Below are 26,974 nucleotides of genomic sequence, written 5' to 3' on the forward strand. Positions count from 1 at the left end.
TGCTACAAGTGGGGCATGGGAATCTGGACCGACGCCTTCATCGCACCTCCCGAGCCGGTTCTTCTCCAGCCGGAGGCCTTCGGCCGGCTGGCGGTCGAGTTGGCGCGCGAGCGTGTGGTGCGGACGCCGTGGGCGCTGGTCGCCGGACGGCTCTGCGTCAACGCGAGTCTCAACTGGGGCAGCGTCAGCGGGCAGGCCAGGTGGGGCAAGGCGTCCGTGGGAGCCGTGCTGTGGACCGAGCAGTTTCCGTGGGACACGGACGACGAACCCCCGCCGTGGGGCCCGTCGCACGAGGAGGGGCGGCTGCTCGCCACCGGTGACAAGCTGCTCGACCTGCCGGTGGCGCTGCGGGCCGCCCCGTACGGGGACGAGGACGTCGCCGTCGTCTTCGCACACATGGACTTCGGCAACCGGGCGGTCACCGACTATTTCCGGTTCGAGGACAGACGCACGACGTTGGCCTGCTTCGCCCTGGCACGTCCGCAGAACCGGCCGTGCAGCGCCAATTCCCTCGGGGACATGGACGACGGCCCGATGCATCCGGTGCGCACCTGTGTGGTTCATACCTTCAAGCACGCCTGGGGTGCCTCGGAGGGCGAACCCCTCCCGCCGCTCGCCTCCGTGACCGTCCGCTACTTCGGGCCCGACCAGGTGAGTGGCAGGACTTACGACTGAACCGTCCGGGCATGCCAACGGCCCCGCACCGCTACGTGGTTCGGGTGCGGGGCCGCGTGGCGTGACCGGGGTTCAGACTCCCGTCAGGGAGTACGTGCCCGTGCCGTCCTGCCTGCCGCTGGAGTACTGGCGGATGAACTCGCCGTCCGCGTAGCGGTCGTGGCCCATCATGGAGCCGGTGTACTTGTTCTGGACGCCGATCGACGTGCTGCCGGGGACGTCGCGGTAGATGTAGAAGCGCTGGAGGTCGTCCTCCGTGCAGGAGGCCGTCGTCAGGATCGCGCGTTCGGTGGCGGCATCCGGTTCGGCGATGGTCGCGCAGCCGCCGTTGCCCCAGTTCCACAGGGTCGCTTCGAGGACGCCGTTGCTCTCCGTCACGTTGCACAGGCGCCAGTTGTCCAGGTGGGCGCTGAAGATGGAGGAGGGCCGCAGCCGGACGCCGTCGTCCGCGAGGAGCGGCGCGCCCCAGGACAGGGGCTTTCCGGGTACTTCGATCTTGTACACGGCGGACTGGCAGTCGAGAGCGGCCTGCGCGGCGGCCCCGGAACGCCCTGCCGGGGCCGCGGGCTGGGCGGCGCGGTCCTGGCGCTGCTTCGCCGTCGGGGCGACCGCGCCCGCCGGGTGCGCGGCCTTCGCGGTGGGCGAGCCGCAGTCGAGGAGGCTCTGCGCCTTGGCCATGATGCTTCCGGCGGGGACCTGGTCCTCGCAGCGCACGGCGCCCTCTTCGAGGGTGGTGTACGTGGTGAAGCCGCCGTTGCCGGGGCCCTCGGCCCACCGGAGCGCCCAGCTGCCGTCGGACTGCTGGGCGCGGTTGCAGTTGAGGCTTCCGTAGGTGCCGGTGACCTTCTTGGTGCCCTTGTAGACGCCGTAGTAGCCGGGCTGGTTGAAGCTCCACGTCACCGCGTTCGACTCGGTGCTCGTGGTGGAGGACTCCAGCTTCACGCTCAGGCCCACGGTGACGCCGGCCTTGCTGAGGGCGTCGGCGGCGAAGCTCGCCTCGATCTTGTCGTCGAGGCCGACGGAGACCGTGATGGTGGTCGCGGTGGTGGTGGTGACGGCTTGTTCGCCGGTAGTGCCCTCGGTGACGTACCAGCCCTTGAAGTGGGTGATCGTCGGGGACACTTCGGTGCTCTTGATGTACGGGTGGCGGGTACCGAGGTCGGCCGTCGTACAGGCGTCGCCGGGCTGGGGCGAGGTCGCTCCGGCGGGTGCCGCGGCGGCCGGTGCGGCCGCGGCGGGGCCGATCGCGGTGACCGCCAGGGTCGTCGCCGTGGCGGTCACCGCGATGAGCAGAGCGGTGGTGCGGCTGCCGGAGCGTAAGCGTATGGCTCGCATCGTTACGTGTTCCCCCTCAGGTGTACGGGTCCGGGTCGGGGTGAATGTAACGGCCACGGGAGTTGCGGCGTGAGGGCGTAACTGGCCAGAGATGTGCCGTGAGCGGCCGGATTCCCGGGGTCAGACCGCCTCGCTCTGGGGCTCGGGCGCGGGAACCGGCGCGGCCACCACGGCCGCGCCCGGCGTCATCCGGAACATCAGGACCGCCGCGACCAGGCTGACGAGGCTGATGCCGCCGGCGTAGAACGTGACGCCCAGCGAGGAGCCCGTGGCGTCCTGGAGGGCGACGGCGATCATGGGGGCGAGGCCGCCTCCGATGATCGCCCCGGTCTGCATGACGAGGGAGGAGCCGGAGTAGCGGACGTGCACCGGAAAGGTGTCGGCGATGATCGCGCCCTGCACGCTGTGCGTGATCGGCATGACGAGCCCCATCAGCAGGAAGGCCACCAGGGTGACGGCCCGGGAGCCCGAGTCCATGAGGGGCAGGAAGGCGGAGCCCGCCACCAGGAGCGCGACGGAGCCCGCCAGGAACATCCGGCGGCGGCCGAAGCGGTCGGCGATCGTCGTCCAGAACGGGATCAGGCAGCACCAGACGGCGGCAGCGGCGGTGACGCACAGCACCAGGAACTGGCGGTCGAAGCCGACGGTGGAAGTGCCGTAGGAGAGGCCGTAGACCATGAACACATAGCCCACGGCACCGCTGGCGACGGCGGCGAACAGGGTGGTGGTGAGGCGCGGGAATCCGACCTTGAGGGATTCCGCCAGGGGGTTGGCGACGACCTTGTCGTGGGCGACGGCGGACGCGAAGGACGGCGACTCGGTCACGCGGAGGCGTACGAAGAGGCCGACGACGACCAGCACTGCGCTGAGCAGGAACGGGATGCGCCAGCCCCAGGCGGTGAAGGCGGCGTCCGGCATGACGGCGCCGGTGGTGAGGATGACCAGGTTGGCCAGGACGAGCCCGGCCGGTGTGCCCATCTGCGGGAAGCCCGCGAACAGGTTCTGCCTGCCGTCCGGGGCGTGCTCCATGGAGAGCAGGGTCGCGCCGGCCATCTCGCCACCGAGGGCGATGCCCTGCACGAAGCGCAGCAGCACCAGGAGGACGGGCGCCCAGACGCCGATGACGGCGTAGTTGGGGACGAGCCCGATGAGGGTGGTCGCGATCCCCATCATCAGGAGGGACACCACCAGGGTGCCCTTGCGGCCGACCCGGTCGCCGAAGTGCCCGAAGACCAGGCCGCCGACGGGGCGGGCGGCGAATCCCACGGCGAAGGTGCTGAACGCGGCGAGCGTGCCCGCGGTGGGGCTCAGGGAGGGGAAGAACTGGGAGTTGAAGATGAGGGCGGAGGTCGTTCCGTAGACGAAGAAGTCGTATCCCTCGAGTACGGTCCCGCTGAGGGTCGCCAGGGCGACTCTGCGGGTCGCCCTGCCGTCCCGGTCGTTGTTCTCGGTGTGCCTGCGGTTCGACGTCATGTCTCGGTTCACTCCTCGAAAGGGACCGGGTGGGAAAAGGACTGCCGCGAGGTGCCCCAGACGGGGGCGGTGATGAAGCGGTCGAGCCGGCCCCGCTCGATGACGCGCCGGGCCTCCCCCGCCGCCTCGGCGACCACCTCGGCCTCGTCGACGAGGGTCGGGCGGCCGGCGCGCAGGAGGACGCGGCCCGCCACGACGACATGGCTGACGTCCTGGCCACTGGCCTTGTACACCAGCGCGTGGACCGGCATGTGCAAGGGCTGGAGATGGGGCCGGCGGGTGTCCACGACGATGATGTCGGCCGCCTTGCCCTCTTCGAGCGAGCCGATCTCGTCGTCCCAGCCGAGGGCGCGCGCCGCGTCGACGGTGACCATTTCGAGCAGCTTGCCCGGGGGCAGCAGGTAGGGGTCCCGCTGTTGCAGCTGGGTGAGCGTCTGCGCCTGGCGTACGGCGGTGAAGAGGTCGAAGCCCGACATGGGGGCGCAGCCGTCGGTGGTGACCGCCACGGTGACCCCGGCGTCGAGGAGTTCGGGGACCGGGCAGCGGCCGCGCAGGGCGCCGACCACCACACCGGGCCCGTGCGTCACGCTCGTCCCCGTGTCGGCCAGGACGGCCACCTCGCGCGCGCTGAGGCCGAAGCCGTGCTGGAAGTGGACGTCCGGGCCGAGCAGCGCGTGCGGGTCGAGCCGGTGGGCGAGGTCCACCATGCCGCCGAAGGCGTCCGTGTGGATGCGGGTGCCGTAGCGGGCGGCGAGGTCCCGTACACGCTCGGACTGCTCCCGGTCCTGGCCGGTGAGGCGGGTCGCGCGGTCCGGGGTGGTCGGGCCGCTGGGGTCGAGCGAGGGGACCATGGTGTACGGGGTGACGCTCACCCGGATCCGCCCGTCGGCGCCGTTGTGCCAGGCGGCGACGGTCTCCTCCGCTCCGGCCATCATGCGGTCCAGGTCCACGGTCTCGCGGTGGTGCGTGCCCCGGTCCGTCCAGTGGCCGGCCTCGCGCGGCCAGGGCAGGCCGCTGGGCCCGACGCCGAGCACCTGGCGGATGCCCGTCCCGGCGTAGGCGCGGGCGTGGGCGTCGCCGAAGGCGGGCTGGTCGGAGCGGGGCTGGGAGCCGAGGACGCTCACCCCGCAGGTGACGCCGGACTTCAGCCGTTCCAGGGCGGCGAGGCGCCCGTCCGCGTACCAGTAGCCGGTGCTGACGTGCTCGAAGTAGGTCCGGGTGGCGATCCGCATCCACCAGGACAGGGTGTCGACGCCGATGGTCTTCAGCAGGGCGTGCCCGCCGTGGCCGTGTGCGTCGATGAGCCCGGGCAGCACCACCTGTCCGGTGCAGTCGATCGTCTCGGGGGCCGTCCAGCGGGCCCGTATCTCCTGGCTGGTGCCGAGGTCCGCGATGCGGCCGTCCTGCACGGCGACCGCGCCGTCGGTGAGCACGCGCCGTCGCGGGTCCATGGTGATCAGGCAGCCGCCGGTGAGGAGGAGGTCGGCGGTGCGCGGGGCGGGGCCGTCGTGGGCGGTCATCGGGCGGCCCTCCTGACCGGGTAGGTCGGCGGGAAGAGCTCCCGCTCGGTGCGGCCGAGGTGGTCGCGTTCGGTGTAGCCGGCCCGGTAGCGGTCGAGGTGTGCCTGGGCGCGTACGCGGTCGTCGGGGCGGGCGCCGAGGAGGACGCCGTCGTCCACGACGGTGCGTCCGTCGACGACGGCGGTGCGGACGTCCCTGCCGTTGGCGGCGAGGACGAGGGTGCGTATCGGGTCGTCCACGGGGCCGGTCCTGGGGGTGGACAGGTCGATCACGGTGAGGTCCGCCCGGGTGCCCTCGGCCAGGCGTCCGAGGTCGGGGCGGCCCAGGGCGTCGGCTCCCGCGATGGTCGCCGCGTGGTACAGGTCGCGGCAGGAGCCGGCCGAGCGTCGCCGTTCGACCGCCTTGGTGAGGAACATCCCGGTGTCCATCGCGCGGATCATGTCGGGCGGTGCGGTGTCGGTGCCCATCGCCATGCGGATGCCGTGGGCGAGGTAGCGGTCGAAGGATTCCAGGACCACGGCGTACCGGGCGACGGCCATGGGGCAGAAGATCACGGTGGTGCCGCTGTCGCGGAGCAGGTCCAGATCGTCGCCCGGGACCGGCAGTTCGCTGTGGCCGGCGACCGCCCAGGCGTGCGGGATCAGGGTGCGCGGCCCCAGGAAGCCGAGTTCGTCGAGGAGTTCGATGGGGCGGCGGCCGTGGGCTTCGCGGAGCAGGCCGACCTCGAACATGGTCTGCCCGGCGTGCAGGCGGACCGGGCAGCGCAGTTCGTCGCTGAGTGCGCGGGTGCGGCGCAGGAGTGCGGGCTCGACGGTCTCGATGCGGGAGGGGGCGAGCATGCCGTGCACCAGGCCGTGGCCGGTGCCGTCGAAGTCGGCGACGAAGCGGGCGGCTTCGTCCAGGCCGGTCGCGCCGAGCCGTGGTTCGTGGTGCAGCCGGGTGCGGCCCCGGGCGTCGACCACGGGCACGGCGGAGCGGTAGCTCGGGCCGAGGTAGACGCGCAGGCCGAGCTCCACGGCGGCTTCGGCCGCGTCGGCCAACTCCTCGTAGGTCTCGGCCCACTCCTTGGATATCTCGGAGGCGATGGGCAGGGCGGTGGTGATGCCGTTCAGGAGGAGCTGTCCGAAGGCGTAGCGGCGTTTGAACGCCTCCTCCTCGCGGCCGAACACCTCGTGGCGCCGTGCCAGGTACGCCTGCGACCAGCGCTGGCCGGTGGCGAGTTCGTCGTCCTGGTACGTGTCGAACACCGCGTGGTCGATGTCGCCGAGGGCGTTGAGGTCGACGAAGCCGGGGCCGACCAGTGCCAGGCCCTCGTCGCGCTCGATGTCGACGTGCCCGTCGAAGCCGTGGCCGACGTGGATGACGGTGTCGTCCTCGTACACGACCGCGCCGTCCTCGTGGACGACGTGCCCGGTCCCGTCGTAGCCGACGACGAACCGCGCGGAGATACGGGTCCTCATCGGGCGGTCCCGTCGGCGGCGATGATCTCGCGGAGGTGGGCGGCCGTACGCGAGATGAACCGGAGCTGTTCGGGGCCGTCGCACGGGTTGCCGGTGAGGTGGTCGAACGTCGGCCGCTCCCCCGCCGCGGCCATGTCCTCGTAGGCGTGGGTGAGGCGGAAGGTCTCGGCGAGTTCGGCGGTGGTGAGGTCGGGGTGCGCGGCCAGCCACTCGGGGTCGTACACATGCAGGGGCATGACCGTGCGGTCGCGGGAGTTCTCGATGGAGAGCCGGAGGTCGGGGCGGTGTTCGCCGAGGGCCGCGAGGATCGCGGGCCAGTCCATGACGCCCTCGCCGCAGGGCGCGAGCATGCGGCCGATGCCGTAGTCGGTACGGAACAGCGCGACGTCCCGGACGTGGCTCATCCGTACGTAGGGCGCCACCCGGCGGGCGGCCTCGACGGGGTCCTCGGCGCGGGCAACGACGTTGGCGGAGTCGTAGGTGATGCCGACGGCGTCGGGGCCGACGGCCTCCACCAGCCGGACGACCTCGAAGGAGGTGATCTCCTCGTGGGTCTCGACGTTGAGGTGGCAGCCGAGGTCGAGTGCGGCCGGGCGGAGCGTGGCGAGGAACTTCTCCGTGGCGGCGAGCTGGTCGCTCCAGGTGACGTCGGTGCGGAACCGGTCGAAGACGCGGTAACCGGGCAGCCGGGGCTTGTAGTTGGCGGTGCCGACCCAGAGTTCGCGGCAGTCGATCTCCGCGCACGCCTCCATCATGCGGAGCATGCCGGCGGTGTAGTCGCCGCCGCCCAGCTCCCGGACCTCGGGGGCCTCGGCGTTGGCGTACGGATTGACCTTGGCGAGGCCCATATCCAGGTACAGGCCGAGTTCGTCGGCGCGCCGGCGCAGTTCCTTCAGGATGTGCCGGTCGAGCGTGGGGGTGATGTCGAGGACGGTCCTGAAGAAGACCCCATCCATTCCGAGTTCGGCGGCGGCTTCGAGGTTCTCCACCGCTGAGCGTGCCGACGCCCCGGGAAGCTTGCGGCCGTCCACTCCAACCTTCATGCGTGTTCTCCTTGCGCTGTTCCGTGGCGTTCTCATGGTGTATTCACGGCTTGGCGGCGACCGGTGCCGGAAGGTGGCACTTCACGGTGACCGCGCCGTGCGGTGAGGCGTACGGGGTGGGGCCGGGGATCTCGTGGCGGCACCGGTCCTGGCCCCGGCCCCGGGGGCAGTGCGGTTCGAAGAAGCAGCCCCTGCCCGTTCCCGTGCCGTCCGGGGGTGCGGTGGAGCCCGCGCGCAGCGCTTCGGTGAGGCGGTGGCGCGGCCGGGCGCGGAGTTCGGCGGCGGGCCCCCGCTCCACGATCCGCCCGCCGGCGACGACCTGGAGGGTGTCGCAGAGGGCGGCGAGCGTCTCGAAGCGGCCGCCCAGGACGATGAGCGCGGTGCCGTCCGCGTCCAGGGCGGGGGCCTCGGCCCGCAGCCGGTCGGTGCGGGCCAGGCCTTCTTCGTCGGACAGGGCCGTCAGGTCGGCGACGAGGACCCGGGGCCCGGGGTGCGGGCCCGGGGCCGCCGCCGGGTCGTACGGGGTGACGCAGCCGCGCTCCCCGGCCTGTACCGGCCCCGCCGCGAAGAGGGCGGAGCCCGCGAGGAACCGGTCCCCGGGGGCGGGGCGGCCGGTCAGGACCCGGGCGAGCAGCGGGAGGGCGCGGGCGGTCTCTCCGAGGACTCCGAGGCGTTCGCCCCGGCGCAGGTCGAAGTTCACGTCGTCGAGCACCGGGCGCTCGGCCGCCCCGCCGGCGGCCGCCCTGACACCGCGTACCCGGAGCAGTACCTCGCGGTCCGCCACCCTCGGTCCCGGCGAGGCGGGTATGTGGTGCGTCACGTCGTTCTCCCGCCCCGCCGGTCCACCCGGCCGTTCACGTGGTGTGCGTTCCCGGTGAGTCTCAGCGCGGGGAGACATGTGTGTCCAATGCCTCTTACGGACTACGACATAGCCGTGTGGGCATGTTGCGTCATAGCCGAGGAGGCATAACCTGAGGCGATGGACGATCCCGAGAGGCTGCTGGACGGCCGCCTGAAGCTGCGTCATCTGGTGCTCCTGACGACCATCGCGGAGCACGGCAGCGTGATGCGGGCCGCCGAACATCTGCGGGTGACCCAGCCGGTCGTCACCCGTGGTCTGCGGGAGCTGGAGACGATCCTCGGCGCGGAGGTCTTCGCCCGGGGCCCGCGCGGCGTGACGCCCACCGTCTGCGGCGAGGCGTTCATCGAGCACGCGCAGCTGGCCCTGGCGCACATCCGCAAGGCGGGCCGGCATGTGGCGGAACTGAACAGCGGCCAGGTGGGCACGGTCACCGTGGGCACGCACCTGGCGGGGGCCGGTCTGCTGCTGCCCAAGGCGATCACCCGGCTCAAGCGGGAGCGCCCCCGGGTGACCGTCATCGTGAAGGAGGCCCCGCCGGACGTGCTCCTCGCCGACCTCATGGCCGGCCAGGTCGATCTGACGGTGGGCCGGCTCAACGCACCCGACAGCGCGGGGCGCACCCGGCAGATCCGGCTGTACAACGAGCCGGTGAAGCTGGTCACCCGGGCCGGGCACCCGGCGCAGGCCCTCGGCTCACCCCGGCTGGCGGACCTGCTGGACTACCCGTGGAGCCTCCCGGTGGCCAACACGTCGCTGCGCCGGGAGGTGGAGCGCGTCTTCCACGAGGCGGAGCTGCCGCTGCCGGAGGACCGGGTCGAGTGCACGTCGATCCTGACCCTGCGCACGCTGCTGGAGGAGTCGGACACCGTGGCCACGCTGCCGGTGCTCATCCCCCAGCGCGACGACCGGCTCGCCGTCCTGCCCACCCCGCTGCCGTCCGTGTCGCGGCTCGTCGGTGTGACGCTGCCGGACGACCGGGCGCAGAGCCCCGGCACCGGGGCCCTGCTCCAGCATCTGCGGGACGTGGCGGCCGAGATCCGGGGGATGCTGGCCGACGCCTGAGCCCGTCAGCGCGGCGGCGCGACGAGCGGTGCGGGCAGCGGTCCCGGGTCGCCGGTGCGGGCGAAGGAGGCCCAGGCCGCGCGCATCCCCCGGCCCACCGCGTCCACCTCCGCCCGGCCGAGGTCGCCCAGCATCGGGGCGTGCCGCCAGGCGTGCTCCGACCCCAGGAGCAGCGGGATCTCGACGCAGTGCGTGGCGCCGTGGGGCGAACCGGCGGGCCGCCAGTCCAGCCGGTAGCCGTGGACACGGGCGCCGTGGGCTTCCAGCCGCGCGTGCAGGTCCCGCAGGGGCTCCTCGTAGATGCGCCGGGTGCGCTCGGCGACGCTTCCCGAGTCGGACGGGCCCTCGGGGAAGGCCGACATGTCGTCGGCGTTCCACCCGTGGAGCACGTCCGGCGCGGGGCCGGTGAAAGGCGCTGGGCCGGTCCCGGCGGGCAGCGGCGCGAGGCCGCCGACCGGGCCGAACGGCGGGGCCAGGAAGTTGCCCGTCCGCCGCTGGTAGTCGGCCGCGGTGCGCGCCTGGGCGGTGAGGAGGTCCGCCGCCGGGGCGGTGCGGGGGTCGGCGCCGAGGTGGGCGGCGAAGATCCTTCCGGTCTCCCGCGCCTCGGCCGGGGTGCGGGTGGCGATGGACAGGGGCGGGCTCTGGAGGATCACCCGGCCGAACAGCCCGTGCGCTTCGGGGGCCTTGAGGAGCAGCAGGGCGGACAGGGCTCCGGCGGACTGCCCGAAGACGGTGACGTTACGGGGGTCGCCGCCGTGGTCCGCGATGTGCGCCCGGACCCAGCGCAGCGCCTCGATCTGGTCGTACAGGCCGAGGTTGCCCTCGCTGACCCCGTCCCGGAGGAGGTAGCCGAGGGCGCCGAGCCGGTAGCTCGCGCCGACCACGACGACGTCCTGTTCGGCGGCGAGGGAGCTGCCGTCGTACCAGTCGAGGATGCCGGCGCCGCTGCTGAAGCCGCCGCCGTGGAACCAGACGAGGACGGGGCGGCCCGTCGTGGTCGGGGCGGCGGGTGCGGTGACGGTGAGGTGGAGGCAGTCCTCGCTCTGCGGGTGCCGGCCGGGCGGCGGGCCCATCAGCGCCTCCAGGCGGGAGGGCGGCTGGGGGCAGACCGCGCCGGCCTGTGGTGCGTGGTCCTCGGCCGTTGCGGGGCGCGGCCGGGCGAAGCGGGGCGCTGTGGCGTAACGGAGGGGGCCGGTACGGACCGTCCGGGGGGTGTTCATGCCTTGCCTGCCGTTTCGGGGACGCGTGGGGCCCGCTCCACAGGAGTCTCGGGAACCATCCGGAACAGCGCCACCGCACCGACGAGGCTGAGCGCGCACATCCCCACGAGATACCAGGTCACACCGGTCGAGGAGCTGCCGCCGCCGAGGAGCGCGCTGGAGATCATGGGGGCCAGTCCGCCGCCGAGGACCGCGCCGATCTGGAGGACCAGCGAGGTGCCGGAGTAGCGCACCCGGACCGGGAAGGTGTCGGCGATGATGGCGCCCTGGACGCAGTGGGTCACCGGGATGATCACGCCCATGCCGGCGAGCGCGAGCAGGGCGGACGCCCGGTTGCCGGTGTCGAGCAGGGGGAAGAACACCGCGCACCACAGCAGGATGGCCACGGAACCGCCGATGAAGAGGGTGCGGCGCCCCTTGCGGTCGGCGACCTTCGTCCAAACGGGGATCGACACGAACCACAGCACGGCGGCGCCGCTCACCCCGAGGACGAGGAACTGCTGGTCGAAGCCGAGGTGCTTGGTGCCGTAGGACAGCGTGAAGACCATGAAGACGTACGCGACCGCGGAGTTCGCCACGACGGCGAGCAGGGTGACGGCCAGCCGGGGCAGTCCGGCCTTCATCGCCTCGGCCAGCGGGAAGCGGACCACCTCGTCCTCCTGCCGGGCCCGGTCGAAGGACGGCGATTCGGTGACGCGCAGCCGTACGACCAGTCCGACGCCGACCAGGACGAAGCTCAGCAGGAACGGGATGCGCCACGCCCAGGCGGTGAACGTGGCGTGTCCGGCGAGGGAGTTGGTGGCCAGGAAGATGAGGTTCGCCAGGACCAGGCCGGCGGGCGTCCCCATCTGCGGGAAGCCCGCGTACAGGTTGCGCCGGCCCTCGGGGGCGTGCTCCATCGACATCAGAGTGGCGCCGGCGCCCTCGCCGCCGAGGCCGATGCCCTGGACGACGCGCAGCAGGACCAGGAGGACCGGGGCCCACAGGCCGATGGAGCCGTAGCTCGGGACGGCTCCGATGAGGGTGGAGCCCAGCCCCATCATCACCAGCGAGACCACCAGCGTGGAGCGGCGTCCGAGGCGGTCGCCGAAGTGTCCGAAGACCAGGCCGCCGAGGGGCCGGGCGACGAAGCCGACCGCGAGGGTGGAGAACGCGGCGAGGGTGCCCGCCGCGGGGCTCAGGGACGGGAAGAACTGCTTGTCGAAGATGAGTGCGGCGGCCGTGCCGTACAGGAAGAAGTCGTACCACTCCAATGTGGTTCCGAGAAGGGTGGCAAGCGCAGTCCTGCTCGCGCCCTCGGGACGGTCCGCGTCGCTCATGGAACACCTCGTCTGCTGGGGAAGGCGGGGAAGCCCGCGCTTTCGGTGGATCCTGGGTCCCCGGGCAGAGGGGAACAAATGCCGTTTCGTCCCGCCGCTATAGCGGGACGGGTATACCGGGCGACCGAACCTGTACTCGCGGCCGCCCGCTCCCCGGGAAAACGCCTGTTCGCCGGGGACATACCGAAGTCGGCATAGCTGAGCCCCGAAACGTCATTTGTCGTCATGGCCGTGTGATCCCAGGGTGTGAGTCATGACGGCACAGACTTCGCGGTGGATCCGCAACTTCGTGGACGGGCGTTTCATCGACCCGGCCGACGGCGGCAAGAGTTTCGAAGCGACGGACCCGGCCACCGGCCGCGTGCACTCGCTCGTCCACGAGGCCGACGCCCCCTTGGTCGACCGGGCCGTCTCGGCGGCGCGCAAGGCGCTCGGGCCCTGGTCGGCGACCCCGGTCCGGGAGCGCACCGAGGTCCTGCGACGGGCGGCCGACCTGATCGAGGCCCGGTTCGAGGAGTTCGTGGCCGCCGAGGTGGCCGACACGGGCAAGCCTGTGACCCTCGCCCGCGACCTCGACGTGGCCAGGGCCGTATCAAACTTCCGTACGTTCGCCGATGTCGTCGCGGCCGCCGGACAGGAGTCCTTCCTGACCGACCTGCCGGGCGGCCGCCAGGCCCTCAACTACGCGGTGCGCAAGCCCCTCGGGGTGGTCGCGGTCATCGTCCCCTGGAACCTGCCGCTGCTCCTGCTCACCTGGAAGGTCGCCCCGGCCCTGGCCTGCGGCAACACCGTCGTGGTCAAGCCCAGCGAGGAGACGCCCGGCACCGCGACCCTGCTGGCGGAGGTGCTCGCCGAGGCGGGTCTGCCGGCCGGCGCCTACAACGTGGTGCACGGCTTCGGCGGCGGCTCGGCCGGGGAGTACGTCACCACGCACCCCGGGATCGACGGCGTCACCTTCACCGGGTCCACGGCGACCGGCGCGCAGGTGATGAAGACCGTGGCACCGCGCGTGCGCCCCGTCTCCTTCGAGCTGGGCGGCAAGAACGCGGCGCTGGTCTTCGCCGACGCGGACATCGAGGAGACCCTGGACGGCCTGACCCGGTCGGTGTTCGCCAACACCGGCCAGGTGTGCCTGTGCACGGAGCGGGTCTACGTCCATCGCTCGGTCTTCGCGGACATCGCGGACGGCCTGGTGGAGCGGGCCCGTTCGCTGCGGCTCGGCAGCCCGCTGGACCCGGCGACCACGACGGGGCCGCTGATCTCGCAGGCGCACCGGGAGAAGGTGCGCGGCTACCTGGACCTGGCCGGACAGCTCGGCGCGAAAGCCCTCACCGGGGGCGGCACGCCGGGCCTCGGCGAGGAACTGGACGGCGGTTCGTGGATCGAGCCGACGCTGTGGACGGGGCTGACGAACGCCGACCGTCCGGTGCGCGAGGAGGTCTTCGGGCCGGTCGCGGCGCTGATCCCGTTCGACACGGAGGAGGAGGCGATCGGGCTGGCCAACGACACGGAGTACGGCCTCGCCGCGTCCGTGTGGACCCGGGATCTGCGTCGCGGGCACCGCGTGGCCCAGGCGATGAACGTCGGCATGTCCTGGGTCAACACCTGGTTCCTGCGCGACCTGCGCTCGCCCTTCGGAGGCGTCGGCCTCTCCGGGCTCGGCCGCGAGGGAGGCGCCTCGTCCCTGCACTTCTACACCGAGCCGACCAACGTGTGCGTCCAGCTGTGACGCCCGGACGCGCCTCGGCTTCCCCGACTCCGACCGAGCAGGCCGCCCCCGACCCGGGCGGCCGGAAGGACATGACCATGGGCGACCACGCCCAGCACCCAGGTGAAGGAGGCCTCCGTTGATTCCCGAGGAAACGGTCAGGACGCTGGCCGCGCGGCTCGACACCGCGCAGCGCACCGTCGCGGACACCCTCAGCCTCGCCGACACGCACACCCTGACCGTGGACGACGCCTACGCCGTGCAGGCCGCGCTCCTCGCCCTGCGCGAGGGGCGCGGTGAGCGGATCACCGGCGTGAAGCTGGGCTTCACCAGCAAGGCCAAGATGGAGCAGATGGGTGTCTCCGAGATCATCGTCGGCCGGCTGACCGACGCCATGGGTGTCGCCGACGGCGGCGTGGTCGAGCTGTCCCGGTTCATCCACCCGAAGGTGGAACCGGAGGTCGCCTACCGGCTGGGCCGGGACGTGGACCCGGACGATCCGGACACCGACCTCGTCTCCTGCGTGGACGCCGTCGCCCCCGCCCTGGAGATCATCGATTCCCGCTACCGGGACTTCCGCTTCACCTACGAGGACGTCGTCGCGGACAACACCTCGGCCGCGGGCTATGTGATCGGCGCCTGGGCCCCCGTACAGGACGTGTCCGACCGTGCCGTACGGCTGTCGGGCGCGAGCCGGGAGGTGGCGGGCTCGACCGAGGCCATCCTCGGGGGTCCGGACAACGCGCTGCGGGCCCTGCTCGACCTGGCGCGGCGGCGGGGCATCCCGCTGCGGGCCGGCCAGGTGGTGCTGGCCGGGGCGGCGACCGCGGCGATCCCGCTGGGGCCCGGGGAGACCGTGTGCGAGGTCGACGGCGTCGGCCGCGTCGGCGTGAGGGGGATCTGATGGGACAGGGACGGGTCATCCCCGGCAAGGCGCGCCCGCGCGGCCGGTTCCCGCACTTCCGCCGCGCCGGAGACCTCGTCTTCGTCTCCGGCACCAGCTCCCGCCGGCCCGACAACTCCTTCGCCGGGGTGGCGACGGACGAGCTGGGCACCACCGACCTCGACATCCGCGCGCAGACCCGGGCGGTCATCGAGAACATCGGGGAGATCCTCACCGACGCGGGCGGCACCCTGGCGGACGTCGTCCAGGTCACCGCGTACCTCGTCTCCATGAACGACTTCGGCGGCTACAACGAGGTCTACGGCCAGTACTTCGACGAGACGGGCCCGGCCAGGACCACCGTCGCCGTGCACCAGCTCCCCCACCCCCATCTGCTCATCGAGATCCAGGCCGTGGCGCATCTGCCGGCCGCGACCACCACGAAGGAGACACCGTGACCGACATCCCCGAGGTCATCGACTTCCAGGGCTGGATCGACGCCCACGCGCACCTGCTGAAGCCCCCGGTGAACAACCGCACCATGTCGCTCGGCAACGACTTCATCGTGCAGATCGTCGGCGGCCCGAACCAGCGCACGGACTTCCACCTCGACCCGTACGAGGAGTGGTTCTACCAGGTCAAGGGGGACATGCACGTCAACCTCATGACCGACGAGGGCCCGCGGACCGTGCACATCAAGGAGGGCCAGGCGTGGCTGCTGCCGGGCCATGTGCCGCACTCCCCGCAGCGCCCCGACCCCGACTCCATCGGCCTGGTGATCGAGCGGGTGCGTGAGGAGGGCACGCTGGAGAAGTTCCTGTGGTTCTGCCCCTCCTGCTCGGCGACCGTGTACGAGGTGGAGCTCCAGGTCCGCGACATCGTCGCCGACCTCCCGCCGGTCTTCGAGAAGTTCTACGAGGACCAGCGGGCCCGGGTCTGTTCCGCCTGCGGTGCGCTCCACCCCGGGAAGGGCTGACCGGTGGCCGACCTGATCGACGTCCACACCCACTACGTCCCGCGCGGCTGGCCCGATCTGTCGGAGCTCGGCGGGCCGGACGCCCCGTGGCTGCGGATCGAGTCCGAGACCGAAGCCATGATCATGACGGGTTCCTCGGAGTTCCGCCGGATCCAGGCGGACTGCTGGGACGCCGGGGTCCGGCTGCGGGACATGGACGCGGACGGGGTGGGCGCCCAGGTGGTCTCCCCCACCCCGGCGTTCTTCCACTACGGCCGCAGCGGCGACGAGGCCGCGAAGATCGCCCGGATCTTCAACGATCTGGCCCTGGAGATCACCGCTTCGGCGCCGGACCGGCTGATCCCGTTCTGCCAGGTGCCGCTCCAGGATCCGGACGCCGCGTGCCGCGAGGTGGAGCGGGCGGTCGCCGCCGGGCACCGGGGGGTGGAGATCGGCAACCATGTCGGTGACCGGGACCTGGACAGCGAGGGGGTCGTCACCTTCCTCCAGCACTGCGCGTCGCTCGATGTGCCGGTGTTCGTCCACCCCTGGGACATGGATTCCTCGCCCCGGCTCGACCGGTGGATGGCGCGGTGGCTGACGGCGATGCCGGCGGAGACCCATCTGTCGATCCTGGCGCTGATCCTGGGCGGTGCGTTCGACCGTATCGACGAGCGTCTGAAGATCTGCTTCGCGCACGGCGGCGGGTCGTTCGCGTTCTGGCTGGGCCGGATGGAGAACGCCTGGCACGGGCGCAACGACGTCATCGGCACGTCGCAGTACCCGCCCTCGCACTACCTGGGCCGGTTCTACGTGGACTCGGTCGTCTTCGACGACCGCGCGCTGCGGCTGCTCGTGGACACCGTGGGCGAGGACCGGGTCATGGTGGGCAGCGACTACCCGTATCCGCTGGGCGAGCGCCCTGCGGGTGCGGTGGTACGCAAGAGCCGTTCGCTGAGCGAGACGGCCCGGCAGAAGATCACGCGCGGGAACGCGGAGCGCTACCTCGGGCTCTGATCCTCGGCTCGTCCGGCCCCCGGTCCGCCTCTCGCGGGTCCGGGGGCCTTGCCGTCATCCCGGCGGCCGCCTCCTCCAGGCTCTCCATCAGCGCCCGTGCGGACGGGCTGAGGGTGCGGTCGGCCGACAGGGTCAGCCCCACGCGGTGGCCGATGCGGTCCAGCGGTACGGGGAGCTCGGCCAGTCTGCCGTCGTCCCGGACCAGGGAGCCGGGCAGGACGGCCACCACCTCGGTCTCCAGGAGCAGTTGACGCACGGTCAGGAACGAGGTGGCCTCGACCCGGTTGCGCGGCAGGCCGAGGCCCTGGAGCGCGAGAAGCTCCTCCACCTCGCGGCGGAGCACGGTCTGCTGGCCGGGCAGGATCCAGGGGAAGTGGAGGGTGTCCGCGAGTTCGGCGCCGGGGGTGGCGGTCAGCGGATGGCCGGACCGGACGACCAGGCCGATGGACTCGTCGTAGAGGGGGCGCCGGATCAGGCCCTCGCCGGAGGAGGCGGTCAGCCGGCCCACGATGAGGTCGACGCGCCCGGCCTCCAGGTCGAGGAGCAGGTCCTCGGGGGACGCCTCGCGGACGACGACCGTGAGGAAGGGGTGGGCCCGCTTCAGCGCGGCGACGGCCCTGGGCAGCAGGAGGTTGGAGCCGGCCAGGTGGGTGCCCACGACGGCGGTGCCCCGGTCCGCCTCGGCGAGTTCCACGACGTGCCGGCCGGCCTGGGCGAGCTGGGCGAGGACGGCGCGCGCGTGCTGGGTGAACGCCTCGCCGAAGACGGTCGCGCTGACGCCCCGGGGGCCCCGTTCGAAGAGCGGGACGCCGAGGATGTCCTCCAGCTCGTGGAGGCTGCGGGTGGCGGCGGGCTGCGTGGTGTGCAGCTCACCGGCGGCCGCGACGACCGATCCCTGCCGCGAGAGGGCGTCCACCAGGAGCAGGTGCCGCATCTTCAGCCGGCCGTCGAGCAGGCGGGGAATGTCCACGTAACGACCCTAACGGAGCCGTCCCCGGCTCCCTTCTCGAAGCGGCGGCGGGCCCGGTCGTCACCGTGGTGCACGATCGGGCCCGCCCATTCGTCTCACGCGGAGGCGTCCGCCCCCGTCAGGTCGAGCGCGATGTCCGTGATCATGTCCTCCTGGCCGCCGACCATCTTGCGCCGCCCCACCTCCACGAGGATGTCGCGGGTGTCGAGGCCGTACCGGCGGGCGGCGGTCTCGGCGTGGCGCAGGAAGCTGGAGTAGACGCCCGCGTAGCCGAGGGTCAGGGTCTCCCGGTCGACGCGGACCTCGCGGTCCTGGAGCGGGCGGACCACGTCGTCGGCGGCATCCATCAGGGGGAACAGGGCGCAGCCGTGGTCCCAGCCCATGAGGTCGGCGACGGCGACGAACGCCTCCAGCGGGCAGTTCCCGGCGCCCGCGCCCTGGCCCGCGAGGGAGGCGTCGACGCGGGTGACGCCGTTCTCGACGGCGACGACGGAGTTGGCGACGCCCAGGCCGAGGTTGTGGTGGGCGTGGATGCCGAGTCCGGTGGCCGGGTCGAGGACGTCGCGGTAGGCGCGGACGCGGTCGCGTACGCCGTCCATGGTGAGCCGCCCGCCGGAGTCGGTGACGTAGACGCAGTGGGCGCCGTAGGACTCCATCAGCTTGGCCTGGCGGGCGAGTTCGGCCGGTTCGGCCATGTGGGACATCATCAGGAACCCGGCGACGTCCATGCCCAGGTCCCGGGCGGCCGCGATGTGCTGGGCGGAGATGTCGGCCTCGGTGCAGTGGGTGGCGACGCGCACGGAGCGGATACCGAGGGCGTGTGCCTGCCTGAGGTCGTGCAGGGTGCCGATGCCGGGGAGCAGCAGGGTGGTGGGGACGGCGTGTTCGACGCTGTCGCAGACCGCCTCGATCCACTCCCAGTCGGTGTGGGCGCCCACGCCGTACGTGATGCTGGAGCCGGACAGGCCGTCGCCGTGCGCGATCTCGACGGCGGCGACCCCGGCGGCGTCGAGGGCCGTGGCGATGGTGCGGGCCTGGTCCACGGTGTAGCGGTGGCGGACGGCGTGCATGCCGTCCCGCAGGGTCACGTCCTGCAGGTAGAGAGCGGTCATCGCGGGGCCACCTCCGTGGCGCGGTGGGCGGCCATGCGTTCGGCGGTGCGCAGGGCGGCCGACGTCATGATGTCGAGGTTTCCGGCGTAGGCGGGCAGGTAGTGGGCGGCGCCCTCGACCTCCAGGAACACGGAGACCCTGGCGGCGGCCCCGGACCGGGTGCCGGCCGGGAGGAGCGTGCGCAGCGGGTCGTCGCCGGTGACCCGGTCGAACTGCACCTTCTGCTTGAGGCGGTAGCCGGGTACGTAGGTCTGGACCCGGGCCACCATCTCCTCCACCGAGGCGGTGACCGAGGCGTCGTCGCAGTCACCGACCAGGCAGTGCACCGTGTCCCGCATGATCAGCGGGGGTTCGGCCGGGTTGAGGACGATGATCGCCTTCCCGCGCGCGGCTCCGCCGACCTGTTCGATGGCCGAGGAGGTGGTCTCGGTGAACTCGTCTATGTTGGCCCGCGTCCCGGGTCCGGCCGAGCGCGAGGAGATCGAGGCGACGATCTCCCCGTAGTGCACCGGGGTCACGGCGTTCAGGGCCGCGACGACGGGGATGGTGGCCTGGCCGCCGCAGGTGACCATGTTGACGTTGGCGGCGCCGAGGTGCGCGTCGCCGTTGACGGGCGGCACGACGTACGGGCCGAGGGCGGCCGGGGTGAGGTCCACGACCGTGCGTCCCAGGGCGCGCAGCACCTCGTCGTGGCGGCGGTGCGCGCCGGCCGATGTGGCGTCGAAGACGATCTCGACATCCGCGAACTCGTCCAGCTCCACCAGTCCGTCGACGCCCTCGTGGGTGGTGGCCACCTTGAGGCGGCGGGCCCGGGCGAGGCCGTCGGATGCGGGGTCGATGCCCGCCATGGCGGCGATCTCCAGGGTGTCGGAGAGCCGCAGCACCTTGATCATCAGGTCGGTTCCGATGTTCCCGGACCCGATGACGGCGACCTTCGTGGTCATGCGCGCGCTCCTTGCGTGGTGGCGGACGCGAACGCGGCGGAGACCGTGCCCAGTCCTTCGATACGGGCGGTGAACTCGTCGCCCTCGGCCGCGACGGCCATGGGCCCGAGCGCGCCGGTCAGGACGAGGTCCCCGGCCTTCAGCGGATCGCCGAGCCCGGCGAGGGTGGAGGCGAGCCAGAGCGCCGCGGTGAGCGGGCTGCCCAGGCAGTCGCGGCCGGTGCCCCGCGAGACGGTCTCGCCGTTCCTGGTGAGGGTCATCGCCACGTCGCGCAGGTCGACCCGGTCCAGCGGGACCGGGGTGCCGCCGAGCACGTACAGGCCGCAGGAGGCGTTGTCGGCGACGGTGTCCACGATGCCGATGTCCCAGCCGGCGACGCGGCTGTCCACGATCTCCAGCGCGGGCAGGGCGAAGGCGGTGGCGCGCAGGAGGTCGGCGACGGTCGGGTCGCGGTGCGGCAGGTCCGTGCCGAGCACGAGCGCGACCTCGGCCTCCACCTTGGGCTGCATCAGCCTGCCCGGGGCGATCGGCAGGCCCTCGGGCACGGCCATGTCGGCGAACAGGGCGCCGAAGTCGGGCTGTCCGACCCCGAGCTGGCGCTGCACGGCGGGCGAGGTCAGGCCGATCTTGCGGCCCACCAGGCGCCGGCCCTCGGCGAGCGAGCGCTCGACGTACAGCCGCTGTACGGCGTACGCGGCCGCGACGTCCTCCTCGGGGAGCAGCGTGCGTACCGGGGGGCACGGCACGCCGGTGCGCGCGGCCTCCCGCAGGACGGCCGCCGCCTCGTGCACGGCGTCGGGGGCGCTCACGACCGCCGCCCCTCGGTTGCGGCACTGCGGTGTGGGACGTACATGCGCGTTACCTCCGGCAGGAAGGGGGTGGGGCGGCCGTCGACCGCACGACAGGTATAGGCGTGCGGCCGGAGGCGCGGCAAAATATGTTCCATGACACGGAACAGCGCGTCGGGAAACATGCTCGACAAGGCGGCAGCCGTCCTGGATTGCTACCGCCCGGACGGCGGAGCGTTCCGTCTGACAGAAATCGCCGCGCGTACGGGCCTGGCCAAGACCACCGCGTTCCGGCTGTGCGCCGATCTGGTGCGCCTGGGCCTGCTGGACCGTGCGGGTGAGACGTACCGCCTCGGCGGCAAGCTGTTCGAGCTGGGCTCCCTGGTGCCGCGCCGGCAGGATCTGCGGGAGGCGGCGCTGCCCTTCCTCCAGGACCTGTTCGAGGCGACGCACGAGACCGTGCACCTGGGCGTGCGCGAGGGCTTCGACGTGGTGTACGTGGAACGCATCCACGGCCATGACGCCCTGGCCCTGCCGTCCCGCATCGGCGGCCGGCTGCCGCTGACGTGCACGGGGGTCGGCAAGGCCCTGCTGGCGTTCTCGGACGGCGCCCTGGTCGAGGAGGTACTGGCCCGGCCGCTGCCCCGGCTGAGCCCCCACTCGATCACCGACCCGGCCCGGCTGCACACGGTCATCGAGCAGATCCAGGTCTCCGGGCTCGCCTACGAGGAGCAGGAGGCGGCCCTCGGCGTCAGCTGCATCGCCTCACCGGTCTTCGACGGCCCGACGGCGGTCGCGGCCCTGTCCGTCGCCGTGCCACGCGCCCGGTACCGCCCCGCCCAACTGGCCCCGGCCGTACGCACGGCCGCCCTCGGGCTCTCCCGGGTGATGCGGGGCGGCGACGCACCGCGCAACCGCGCCACCTGAGGCGGGGCGGCACGCGGGTGATGCGGGGCGGCGACGCACCGCGCAACCGCGCCACCTGAGGCGGAGCGGCACGCCGCCTTCAGGACTGAGGCGGTACGAGACATGGTGCGGCTCCTCGGACCGTGGAGTTGACGGACAGTCAGAAGCGGTGCAGGGCCGCCGGCCGCCGGCGGCGCAGCGCCGGGCGGGCCGGCAGGAGGATGCCCGCCGCCACGGTCACGCCGACGACCAGGACGATGGCCGCCACCTGGACCGGCGGCAGATAGGGCAGCGATCCCGTGACGGACAGGCTGAACGTGGTGAGGGGGATCAGGGCGGCCGCCGCGCCGACCACCAGTCCGGTGACGGTCACGATCGCCGCCTCGACCCGCAGCATGCGCCGGACCTGGCCGCGCCCCGCGCCCACCAGCCGGAGCAGGACCAGTTCCGGCCGGCGTCCGATGACGATCAGGACCAGGGTGCTGAGGACGGCGATGACGGTGAACCCGCCGACGACGCCGACGGCCACGGCGGTGAGCACCTGGCTCACACCCCGGTCCTCGGACCGCAGGTGCTCCGGGCTCGGGTGCGCGGTCACCCGTGCGCCGAGCACGGCACCGGAGAGCGCCTTGTCCACCGCCCGCCGCACGGCCTCCTGGTCGGCGTCCGGGGCGACCCGGGCGAGGATGCGGGTGTCCAGCGGCGAGGTCACATGGGGTGCCAGCGCCTCGCGGGCGAACAGGAAGTCGCCGAGCGCGAGGGCCCGTTCGTATACCGCGACCACCCGCAGGGAGGCGGTGACCCCGTCCCCGTAACGCAGCCGCACCATGGAGCCGACTCCGGCGTCCAGCGCGTCGGCCCGGGCCGCGCCGAGCGCGACGGTGCCCTCGCGCAGGTCCCGCAGCGAGCCGGAGGTGACGTCGGGGTCGAGCGTGGCGGGCAGGGCGCCGGGCGTGACGCCCACCACCGGGAGCCGTTCGAGGACGGGCTCGCCGGCCTCCTTCCCGGCGAGGACGACGGTGCTGTGCAGCACGCCCGTCGCGGCCTCGACGCCCGGTACGGCGGCTACCCGGCGGACGGCCCCGGCGGGCAGTCCGGTGTCCTCGGTGGTCACGACGAGGTTCGCGCGCATCGCCTGCCGCGCCTGGGCGCTGCCCTCGTGGTCCATGGTGGCGCCCGCCGCGAGCTGGACGCCCACGAAGGCGACGACCAGGACGACCGGGGTGATCGCCGCCCCGAGCCGGTGCGAGTTCGCGGTGGTGGAGGCGGCGGCGAGGTAGCCCCCGGCGCCGCCGAGCTTCCGGGCGGGCGGTGCGAGCAGGCGCATGGCGCCCCGGGCGATCCAGGGGCCGAGGAGCGCACAGGCGATCACCAGGGCCAGGGCCGCGCTGCCCGCCGCCATGGCCGCCGGCTCGCCCGACTGCAACGCCGCGGTGCCCGCGGAGCTGAGGCCCGCGAAGAGCACGATCAGGCCGGTCACGGTGCGGCCCCGGCCGGGCTGCCCCGGTTCGCTCCGGGCCTCGCCGAGCGCCTGGGCGGGACGGATCTTGGCGATGCGGCCGCAGGCCAGGGCGGCCGCGACCCGGGCCACGACCAGGGTCAGGACGGCCGTCAGGACCGGGGTCGCGAACATCCAGGGCAGGACCGGGAGGTCGAGCCCGACGGGGACGGCGCCGCGGTCGCGCAGCATCCACAGGAGCATCAGGAAGACCGGGACGGCTCCCACCGCGCCCACCACGGCCGCCGTGGTGGCGACGCCTGTCACCTCCCGGCCGACTGTCACACGCAACTGCCAGGGGGTCGCCCCGACCGCGCGCAGCAGCGCCAGCTCGCGGGCCCGCTGGTGGACCGCCTGGGTGACCGTGCCGGCCACCACGAGCACGGCGATCATGATGACGGTCGCGCACAGCATGGCCAGCAGGTTGAGTAGGCCGGCCCGGCTCGGCGCCGCGTCCAGGAACTCCGCCTGGCCACGCCCGTTGCCGGTCAGGACCCGCAGCAGGGAGCTGTCCTGCGGGTCCCGGCTGCCTGCGACGGCGTCCCGGGCCGGTTTCTCGCCGGCCAGGGCCTTGCGCAGGGCGGGGTAGAGCTCGTGCACGCTCACGCCGTCGTCGGCGAGCACCCCGATGGCGTCGACGGTGCCGGGGTGGCCGGACAGCCGGCCAGCCTCGCCTTCGGTGAAGAAGACCGCGCCCTGGTGGTCGAGCCCGGTGTCGTCGGCCTCGCCCTTCGGGGCGACGATGCCGGAGACGACGTAATCGGCGGGTGCGCCGAGCATCTGGAGCCGAAGCCGGTCGCCGGGGCGTACGCCCGCGCGTGCGGCCAGATCGCCGTCGACCGCCACCTGGCGGGCCCCCGCGGGCGCCTTGCCGACGCGCAGGGTGAACGGGGCGAGCGCCGCCGTCGGCCAGCCGTGGCCGTGGACGGGCGCGGTCCCGGAGTCGCTGTCCGGTCCGGGCACGCCGCGTCCGTCGGGGCGGGCGAGCGCGACCGGGAAGCTGCTGTCCGGGACGGCGGCACGGACGCCGGGCACCTCGGCGAGCCGGTCCACGACGGCGGCCGGGACGCGGACGCGTTCGGTGAGCGGCTGGGTGACCGTGGTCATCGGGTCGCCCCAGGGCTTGGCCCGGTAGCGGGTGGTCTGGTCGGCGGCGACGACGGCGGTGGTCGCCGCGTAGCGCTCGACGTGGGCGTGGCCCATGAACGCCGACAGGGTGGCCAGGGCGAAACTGCCGAGAAGCAGCGCGGTGAGCACGAGGGCGGTGAAGACGGCGGCCCACGCCTTGCGGTGCAGCCGCATGGAGCGGCGGGCGAGGAAGCGGGCGGTGCGCCGGCCGCGCCCCACCGGCTCCCCGCGCCGTTCCCGGGGTCCGGTGCGGCCGGCGGGCGGCAGGGTGTCGACGGCCACGGTCATCGCTCCCCGAGCCCGGCGAGCCGCCGGGCCACGGTCTCCGGCTCGGGGCGGTCCTCGCGGGCGACGATGTGCCCCGCCTCGATGAAGACCGCCTCGTCGGTCCAGGCGGCGGCCTGCGGGTCGTGGGTCACCATCACCACGGTGTGGCCCGAACCGTCCACGGCCTCGCGCAGCAGCCGCAGCACCTCGCGGGCGGTGACCGGGTCGAGCGCCCCGGTCGGTTCGTCGGCGAAGATCACGGCGGGGTCGGTGACCAGGGCCCGGGCGATGGCCACGCGCTGCTGCTGGCCGCCCGAGAGACGGAGCGGGGAGTCGTCCGCGCGGTCGCCGAGGCCGACGGCCGCCAGCACCCTCAGGGCGCGCTCGCGCACGGCGGGGTCCTGGGGGTTCATGCCGCGCAGCAGCAGCGGCAGGGCGGTGTTCTCGCCGACGGTGAGCGACGGTACAAGGTTGAGGGACTGGAAGACGAAGCCGATCCGGTCCCTGCGCAGCCGGGTGAGCGCGGCCTCGGAGAGCCGGGAGAGGTCGGTGCCGCCGACCCGTACCGTGCCGGAGGTGGGCTGGTCGAGTCCGGCGGCGCACTGCAGGAAGGTGGTCTTGCCGGAGCCGGAGCGGCCCATGACGGCCAGGAAACGGCCCGGCGGCACGTCCATGCTCACGTTGTCCAGCGCGTGGAAGTCCCGCCCGCCGCGCCGGTAGCGCCGGGTGACGGATTCGAGGGTGAGCGCGCCGGCGCCCGCCGTGTCCGCTTGCGCGGGGATCCTTCTCCCCATGCGAAGTGCCATTGATTCGCCTTCCGGTCGTGCTCCTGCCGCGCCTCTGTGGCGACGGTAGGGCCGCGACCAGGGGCGACACGATGGAGCACGCACCCCTGTACGGGTTCAGCCGGCACCACCCGGCTTCGGGCAGATGAGACCACCGACCGGGGCGCCCACCGCCGACTACGGTGCGTTCATGGCGTATCTCTCCTCCCAGCTCCAGCGGTCCTGGCAGGCGTCCTGCCACCTGTTCTTCGGACTGCCGTTGGCCATGGCCGCGTTCCTGGGCTGCTTCGCGGTCCCGGCCGGGGTGTTCTTCACGCTGGTCCTCGTCGGCGCTCCGGCCTGGCCGGAGATCGTGCGTGTGCTGCGCCGGTTCGCCGGATACGAACGGGGGCGCGCCGGCGGCTGGTTGGGCAAGCCGATTCCGGAGCTGTATCTGCCGCTGGACGGCTCGCCGAGCGACCGGGTGCGTCTGGCGCTCACCGATCCCGGCACATGGCGGGACGCGCTCTGGCTGCCGTACGCCACCGTGAGCATCCTCGGCTTCAGCGCGGTGGTGCTGGTGCTGTGGCCGGTGGCGCTGCTCGTCGACGGTACGGCGGCGGCGTTCGGCCGCCGCCCCCGCGCGCTGACGGTGTTCGAGAACCTGGCGGACGCCCAGGCCCGGTGGACGGCCGCGCTGCTGAAGCCGTCGCCATCGGCGAAACTCGGCCAACGTGTCGCGGAGCTCTCCGAGTCCCGGGCCGGGGCCATGGAGTCGCACAGCGCCGAGCTCCGCCGTATCGAACGGGACCTGCACGACGGGGTGCAGGCCCAGCTCGTGGCGCTGTCCATGCGGGTCGGGCTCGCACGCCAGCAGGTCAGGAGCGACCCGGACGCGGCGACGAGGTGGCTGGACGAAGCGCAGGAGGAGATCGACGCCACGCTCGCGGCGCTGCGGGGCATCGTCCGTACGGTGCATCCCCCGGTGCTCACCGACCGCGGCATGGCCGGGGCGGTCCGCACGCTCGCGGTCTCCGCAGACATCCCGGTGGAGATGAATCTGGCGGCCGTGGAGACCGGACACCGGCTGCCGGCGGCCGTGGAGGCCGCTGTCTATTTCGTGATCGCGGAGTGTCTGACGAACATCCGCAAGCACAGTGGGGCGACCCATGCCTCAGTACGCTTCGCCAGGGCCGACGGGTCACTTCAGGTCGTCGTCACGGACAACGGGCGCGGCGGCGCCGAGGAACACGGGGGAAGCGGGCTGCTCGGCATACGCCGCCGGGTCGCCGCGCTCGACGGCACGACCGAGATCACCAGCCCTCCCGGGGGGCCGACGAGGATGAAGGTGGAGCTGCCATGCGGATCTTGATCGCGGAGGACAACGCGCTGCTCCGGGAGGGGATGACGCTGCTGCTGACGCACAACGGCCACGAGGTGGTGGGGACTTGCGCGTCCGGCCCGGAGATCATGCCGATGCTGCACCGCACCCGGCCGGACGCGGCGGTCCTCGACGTGCGGCTGCCGCCGAGCTTCCGCGACGAGGGCCTGCGCGCGGCGGTGGCGGCCCGGCAGGAGTTCCCGGACCTGCCGATTCTCGTACTGTCGCAATACGTCGAACAGGCTTACGCGGCAGAGCTGCTGGCCCTCGGTGCGCGCGGGATCGGCTATCTGCTCAAGGACCGGGTGGGCCGGGTCGAGCAGTTCCTGGAGGCCCTGGAGCGCATCAGCGAGGGCGGCACGGCGCTGGACCCCGAGGTGGTCAACGAGATCATCCAGCAGCGGGCGTCGACGCGGGCGCTGGACGGGCTGACGGCGCGTGAGCACGAGGTGCTCGGGCTGATGGCCCAGGGGCTGGCCAACGCGACCATCGCCGAGCGGCTGTTCGTCACGGAGCGGGCCGTCAGCAAACACATCCGGGGGATCTTCGACAAGCTGAACCTGCCGGCGGAGGGCACCAGCGTCCACCGCCGTGTGTTGGCGGTCCTCGCCTACCTGGGCAACGACATCTCCGACGAGGCGTCACGGTAGGTGTCGAGCGGCCGTTCCACGGCGGTGGTCCCGG

At 72.9% G+C, this 26,974-nt stretch carries 24 protein-coding genes; 10 read left to right on the forward strand and 14 right to left on the reverse strand.

The annotated features are described in order from the left end of the window. Nucleotides 1-15: 15 nt before the first annotated feature. Complete coding sequence (locus ACIQZN_RS09510) at nt 16-675, forward strand: hypothetical protein (RefSeq protein WP_403989971.1); 660 nt, start codon at nt 16-18, stop codon at nt 673-675. Nucleotides 676-747: 72 nt separating this feature from the next. Here ACIQZN_RS09510 and ACIQZN_RS09515 read toward each other — a convergent pair whose 3' ends face one another. From ACIQZN_RS09515 to ACIQZN_RS09540, 6 genes are all read right to left on the reverse strand, one after another. Further along, nucleotides 748-2,010: a hypothetical protein gene (locus ACIQZN_RS09515; protein WP_403989973.1), complete on the reverse strand. Its 1,263-nt coding sequence runs from the start codon at nt 2,008-2,010 to the stop codon at nt 748-750. 120 nt (nt 2,011-2,130) lie between these two features. Next, nucleotides 2,131-3,483 (reverse strand): MFS transporter, encoded by a 1,353-nt coding sequence (locus ACIQZN_RS09520; RefSeq protein ID WP_403989975.1) that lies wholly within the window; start codon nt 3,481-3,483, stop codon nt 2,131-2,133. 8 nt (nt 3,484-3,491) lie between these two features. Next, a complete protein-coding gene (locus tag ACIQZN_RS09525; RefSeq protein ID WP_403989977.1) occupies nt 3,492-5,003 on the reverse strand; it encodes an amidohydrolase family protein in 1,512 nt (503 codons plus the stop codon). Further along, nucleotides 5,000-6,463: a chlorohydrolase family protein gene (locus ACIQZN_RS09530; protein ID WP_403989979.1), complete on the reverse strand. Its 1,464-nt coding sequence runs from the start codon at nt 6,461-6,463 to the stop codon at nt 5,000-5,002. Before ACIQZN_RS09530 ends, ACIQZN_RS09525 begins: the two co-directional genes overlap by 4 nt. After that, entirely contained in the window at nt 6,460-7,506 is a 1,047-nt protein-coding gene (locus ACIQZN_RS09535) for a sugar phosphate isomerase/epimerase family protein (protein WP_403989981.1), read from the reverse strand. Before ACIQZN_RS09535 ends, ACIQZN_RS09530 begins: the two co-directional genes overlap by 4 nt. A 43-nt stretch (nt 7,507-7,549) precedes the next feature. Further along, nucleotides 7,550-8,326, reverse strand: coding sequence for a hypothetical protein (locus tag ACIQZN_RS09540; RefSeq protein WP_403989983.1), 777 nt, complete (start codon nt 8,324-8,326; stop codon nt 7,550-7,552). 159 nt (nt 8,327-8,485) lie between these two features. On the opposite strand from ACIQZN_RS09540, the gene ACIQZN_RS09545 reads away from it, so the two are divergent. Next, the gene (locus tag ACIQZN_RS09545; protein WP_403989985.1) at nt 8,486-9,430 is read left to right on the forward strand and encodes a LysR substrate-binding domain-containing protein; all 945 of its coding nucleotides are present in this window, start codon (nt 8,486-8,488) and stop codon (nt 9,428-9,430) included. A 5-nt stretch (nt 9,431-9,435) separates the two neighbouring features. Here the strand turns inward: ACIQZN_RS09545 and ACIQZN_RS09550 are convergent, their stop codons facing one another. Continuing rightward, nucleotides 9,436-10,650 carry a carboxylesterase family protein gene (locus tag ACIQZN_RS09550; RefSeq protein WP_403989987.1) on the reverse strand — a complete coding sequence of 405 codons (1,215 nt, stop codon included), beginning with the start codon at nt 10,648-10,650 and terminating at the stop codon, nt 9,436-9,438. Then, the gene (locus ACIQZN_RS09555; RefSeq protein ID WP_403989989.1) at nt 10,647-11,969 is read right to left on the reverse strand and encodes an MFS transporter; all 1,323 of its coding nucleotides are present in this window, start codon (nt 11,967-11,969) and stop codon (nt 10,647-10,649) included. The genes ACIQZN_RS09550 and ACIQZN_RS09555 overlap by 4 nt, the downstream gene beginning before the upstream one ends. 253 nt (nt 11,970-12,222) lie before the next feature. Here ACIQZN_RS09555 and ACIQZN_RS09560 point away from each other — a divergent pair, with 253 nt between their 5' ends. The 5 genes from ACIQZN_RS09560 (at nt 12,223) to ACIQZN_RS09580 (ending at nt 16,532) form a co-directional block, all read left to right on the forward strand. Next, a complete protein-coding gene (locus tag ACIQZN_RS09560; protein ID WP_403989991.1) occupies nt 12,223-13,698 on the forward strand; it encodes a 2-hydroxymuconic semialdehyde dehydrogenase in 1,476 nt (491 codons plus the stop codon). A 118-nt stretch (nt 13,699-13,816) separates the two neighbouring features. Continuing rightward, entirely contained in the window at nt 13,817-14,581 is a 765-nt protein-coding gene (locus ACIQZN_RS09565; RefSeq protein ID WP_403989993.1) for a 2-keto-4-pentenoate hydratase, read from the forward strand. Then, a complete protein-coding gene (locus ACIQZN_RS09570) occupies nt 14,581-15,018 on the forward strand; it encodes a RidA family protein (protein WP_403989995.1) in 438 nt (145 codons plus the stop codon). Before ACIQZN_RS09565 ends, ACIQZN_RS09570 begins: the two co-directional genes overlap by 1 nt. Continuing rightward, the gene (locus tag ACIQZN_RS09575) at nt 15,015-15,536 is read left to right on the forward strand and encodes a 3-hydroxyanthranilate 3,4-dioxygenase (RefSeq protein WP_403989997.1); all 522 of its coding nucleotides are present in this window, start codon (nt 15,015-15,017) and stop codon (nt 15,534-15,536) included. Before ACIQZN_RS09570 ends, ACIQZN_RS09575 begins: the two co-directional genes overlap by 4 nt. Nucleotides 15,537-15,539: 3 nt before the next feature. Next, nucleotides 15,540-16,532, forward strand: coding sequence for an amidohydrolase family protein (locus ACIQZN_RS09580; RefSeq protein ID WP_403989999.1), 993 nt, complete (start codon nt 15,540-15,542; stop codon nt 16,530-16,532). Here the strand turns inward: ACIQZN_RS09580 and ACIQZN_RS09585 are convergent. The 4 genes from ACIQZN_RS09585 to mhpD form a co-directional block, all read right to left on the reverse strand. After that, complete coding sequence (locus ACIQZN_RS09585; RefSeq protein WP_403990001.1) at nt 16,495-17,502, reverse strand: LysR substrate-binding domain-containing protein; 1,008 nt, start codon at nt 17,500-17,502, stop codon at nt 16,495-16,497. The two genes, ACIQZN_RS09580 and ACIQZN_RS09585, sit on opposite strands and share 38 nt — an antisense overlap. Nucleotides 17,503-17,597: 95 nt before the next feature. Next, nucleotides 17,598-18,614: a 4-hydroxy-2-oxovalerate aldolase gene (gene dmpG / locus ACIQZN_RS09590; RefSeq protein WP_403990003.1), complete on the reverse strand. Its 1,017-nt coding sequence runs from the start codon at nt 18,612-18,614 to the stop codon at nt 17,598-17,600. After that, nucleotides 18,611-19,558, reverse strand: coding sequence for an acetaldehyde dehydrogenase (acetylating) (locus tag ACIQZN_RS09595; RefSeq protein ID WP_403990007.1), 948 nt, complete (start codon nt 19,556-19,558; stop codon nt 18,611-18,613). The genes dmpG and ACIQZN_RS09595 overlap by 4 nt, the downstream gene beginning before the upstream one ends. Continuing rightward, nucleotides 19,555-20,367 carry a 2-keto-4-pentenoate hydratase gene (gene mhpD / locus ACIQZN_RS09600; RefSeq protein ID WP_403990009.1) on the reverse strand — a complete coding sequence of 271 codons (813 nt, stop codon included), beginning with the start codon at nt 20,365-20,367 and terminating at the stop codon, nt 19,555-19,557. The genes ACIQZN_RS09595 and mhpD overlap by 4 nt, the downstream gene beginning before the upstream one ends. 162 nt (nt 20,368-20,529) lie before the next feature. Between mhpD and ACIQZN_RS09605 the strand changes: the two genes are divergently transcribed. Further along, on the forward strand, nt 20,530-21,273 hold the full coding sequence (locus ACIQZN_RS09605) for an IclR family transcriptional regulator (protein WP_403990835.1): 744 nt from the start codon (nt 20,530-20,532) through the stop codon (nt 21,271-21,273). Nucleotides 21,274-21,412: 139 nt separating this feature from the next. Here the strand turns inward: ACIQZN_RS09605 and ACIQZN_RS09610 are convergent, their stop codons facing one another. Both ACIQZN_RS09610 and ACIQZN_RS09615 read right to left on the reverse strand, forming a co-directional pair. Beyond that, a complete protein-coding gene (locus ACIQZN_RS09610; protein ID WP_403990011.1) occupies nt 21,413-24,166 on the reverse strand; it encodes an ABC transporter permease in 2,754 nt (917 codons plus the stop codon). After that, nucleotides 24,163-24,951, reverse strand: a complete 789-nt coding sequence (locus ACIQZN_RS09615) for an ABC transporter ATP-binding protein (RefSeq protein WP_403990013.1) — start codon at nt 24,949-24,951, stop codon at nt 24,163-24,165. Before ACIQZN_RS09615 ends, ACIQZN_RS09610 begins: the two co-directional genes overlap by 4 nt. 169 nt (nt 24,952-25,120) lie before the next feature. Between ACIQZN_RS09615 and ACIQZN_RS09620 the strand changes: the two genes are divergently transcribed. Both ACIQZN_RS09620 and ACIQZN_RS09625 read left to right on the forward strand, forming a co-directional pair. Continuing rightward, nucleotides 25,121-26,281, forward strand: coding sequence for a sensor histidine kinase (locus ACIQZN_RS09620; RefSeq protein ID WP_403990015.1), 1,161 nt, complete (start codon nt 25,121-25,123; stop codon nt 26,279-26,281). Next, complete coding sequence (locus ACIQZN_RS09625) at nt 26,269-26,940, forward strand: response regulator (RefSeq protein ID WP_403990017.1); 672 nt, start codon at nt 26,269-26,271, stop codon at nt 26,938-26,940. Before ACIQZN_RS09620 ends, ACIQZN_RS09625 begins: the two co-directional genes overlap by 13 nt. The last annotated feature ends 34 nt before the right edge of the window (nt 26,941-26,974 follow it).

The sequence above is a fragment of the Streptomyces sp. NPDC097595 genome (genome assembly GCF_044761525.1).
Taxonomy (GTDB): Bacteria; Actinomycetota; Actinomycetes; order Streptomycetales; family Streptomycetaceae; genus Streptomyces; species Streptomyces drozdowiczii_A.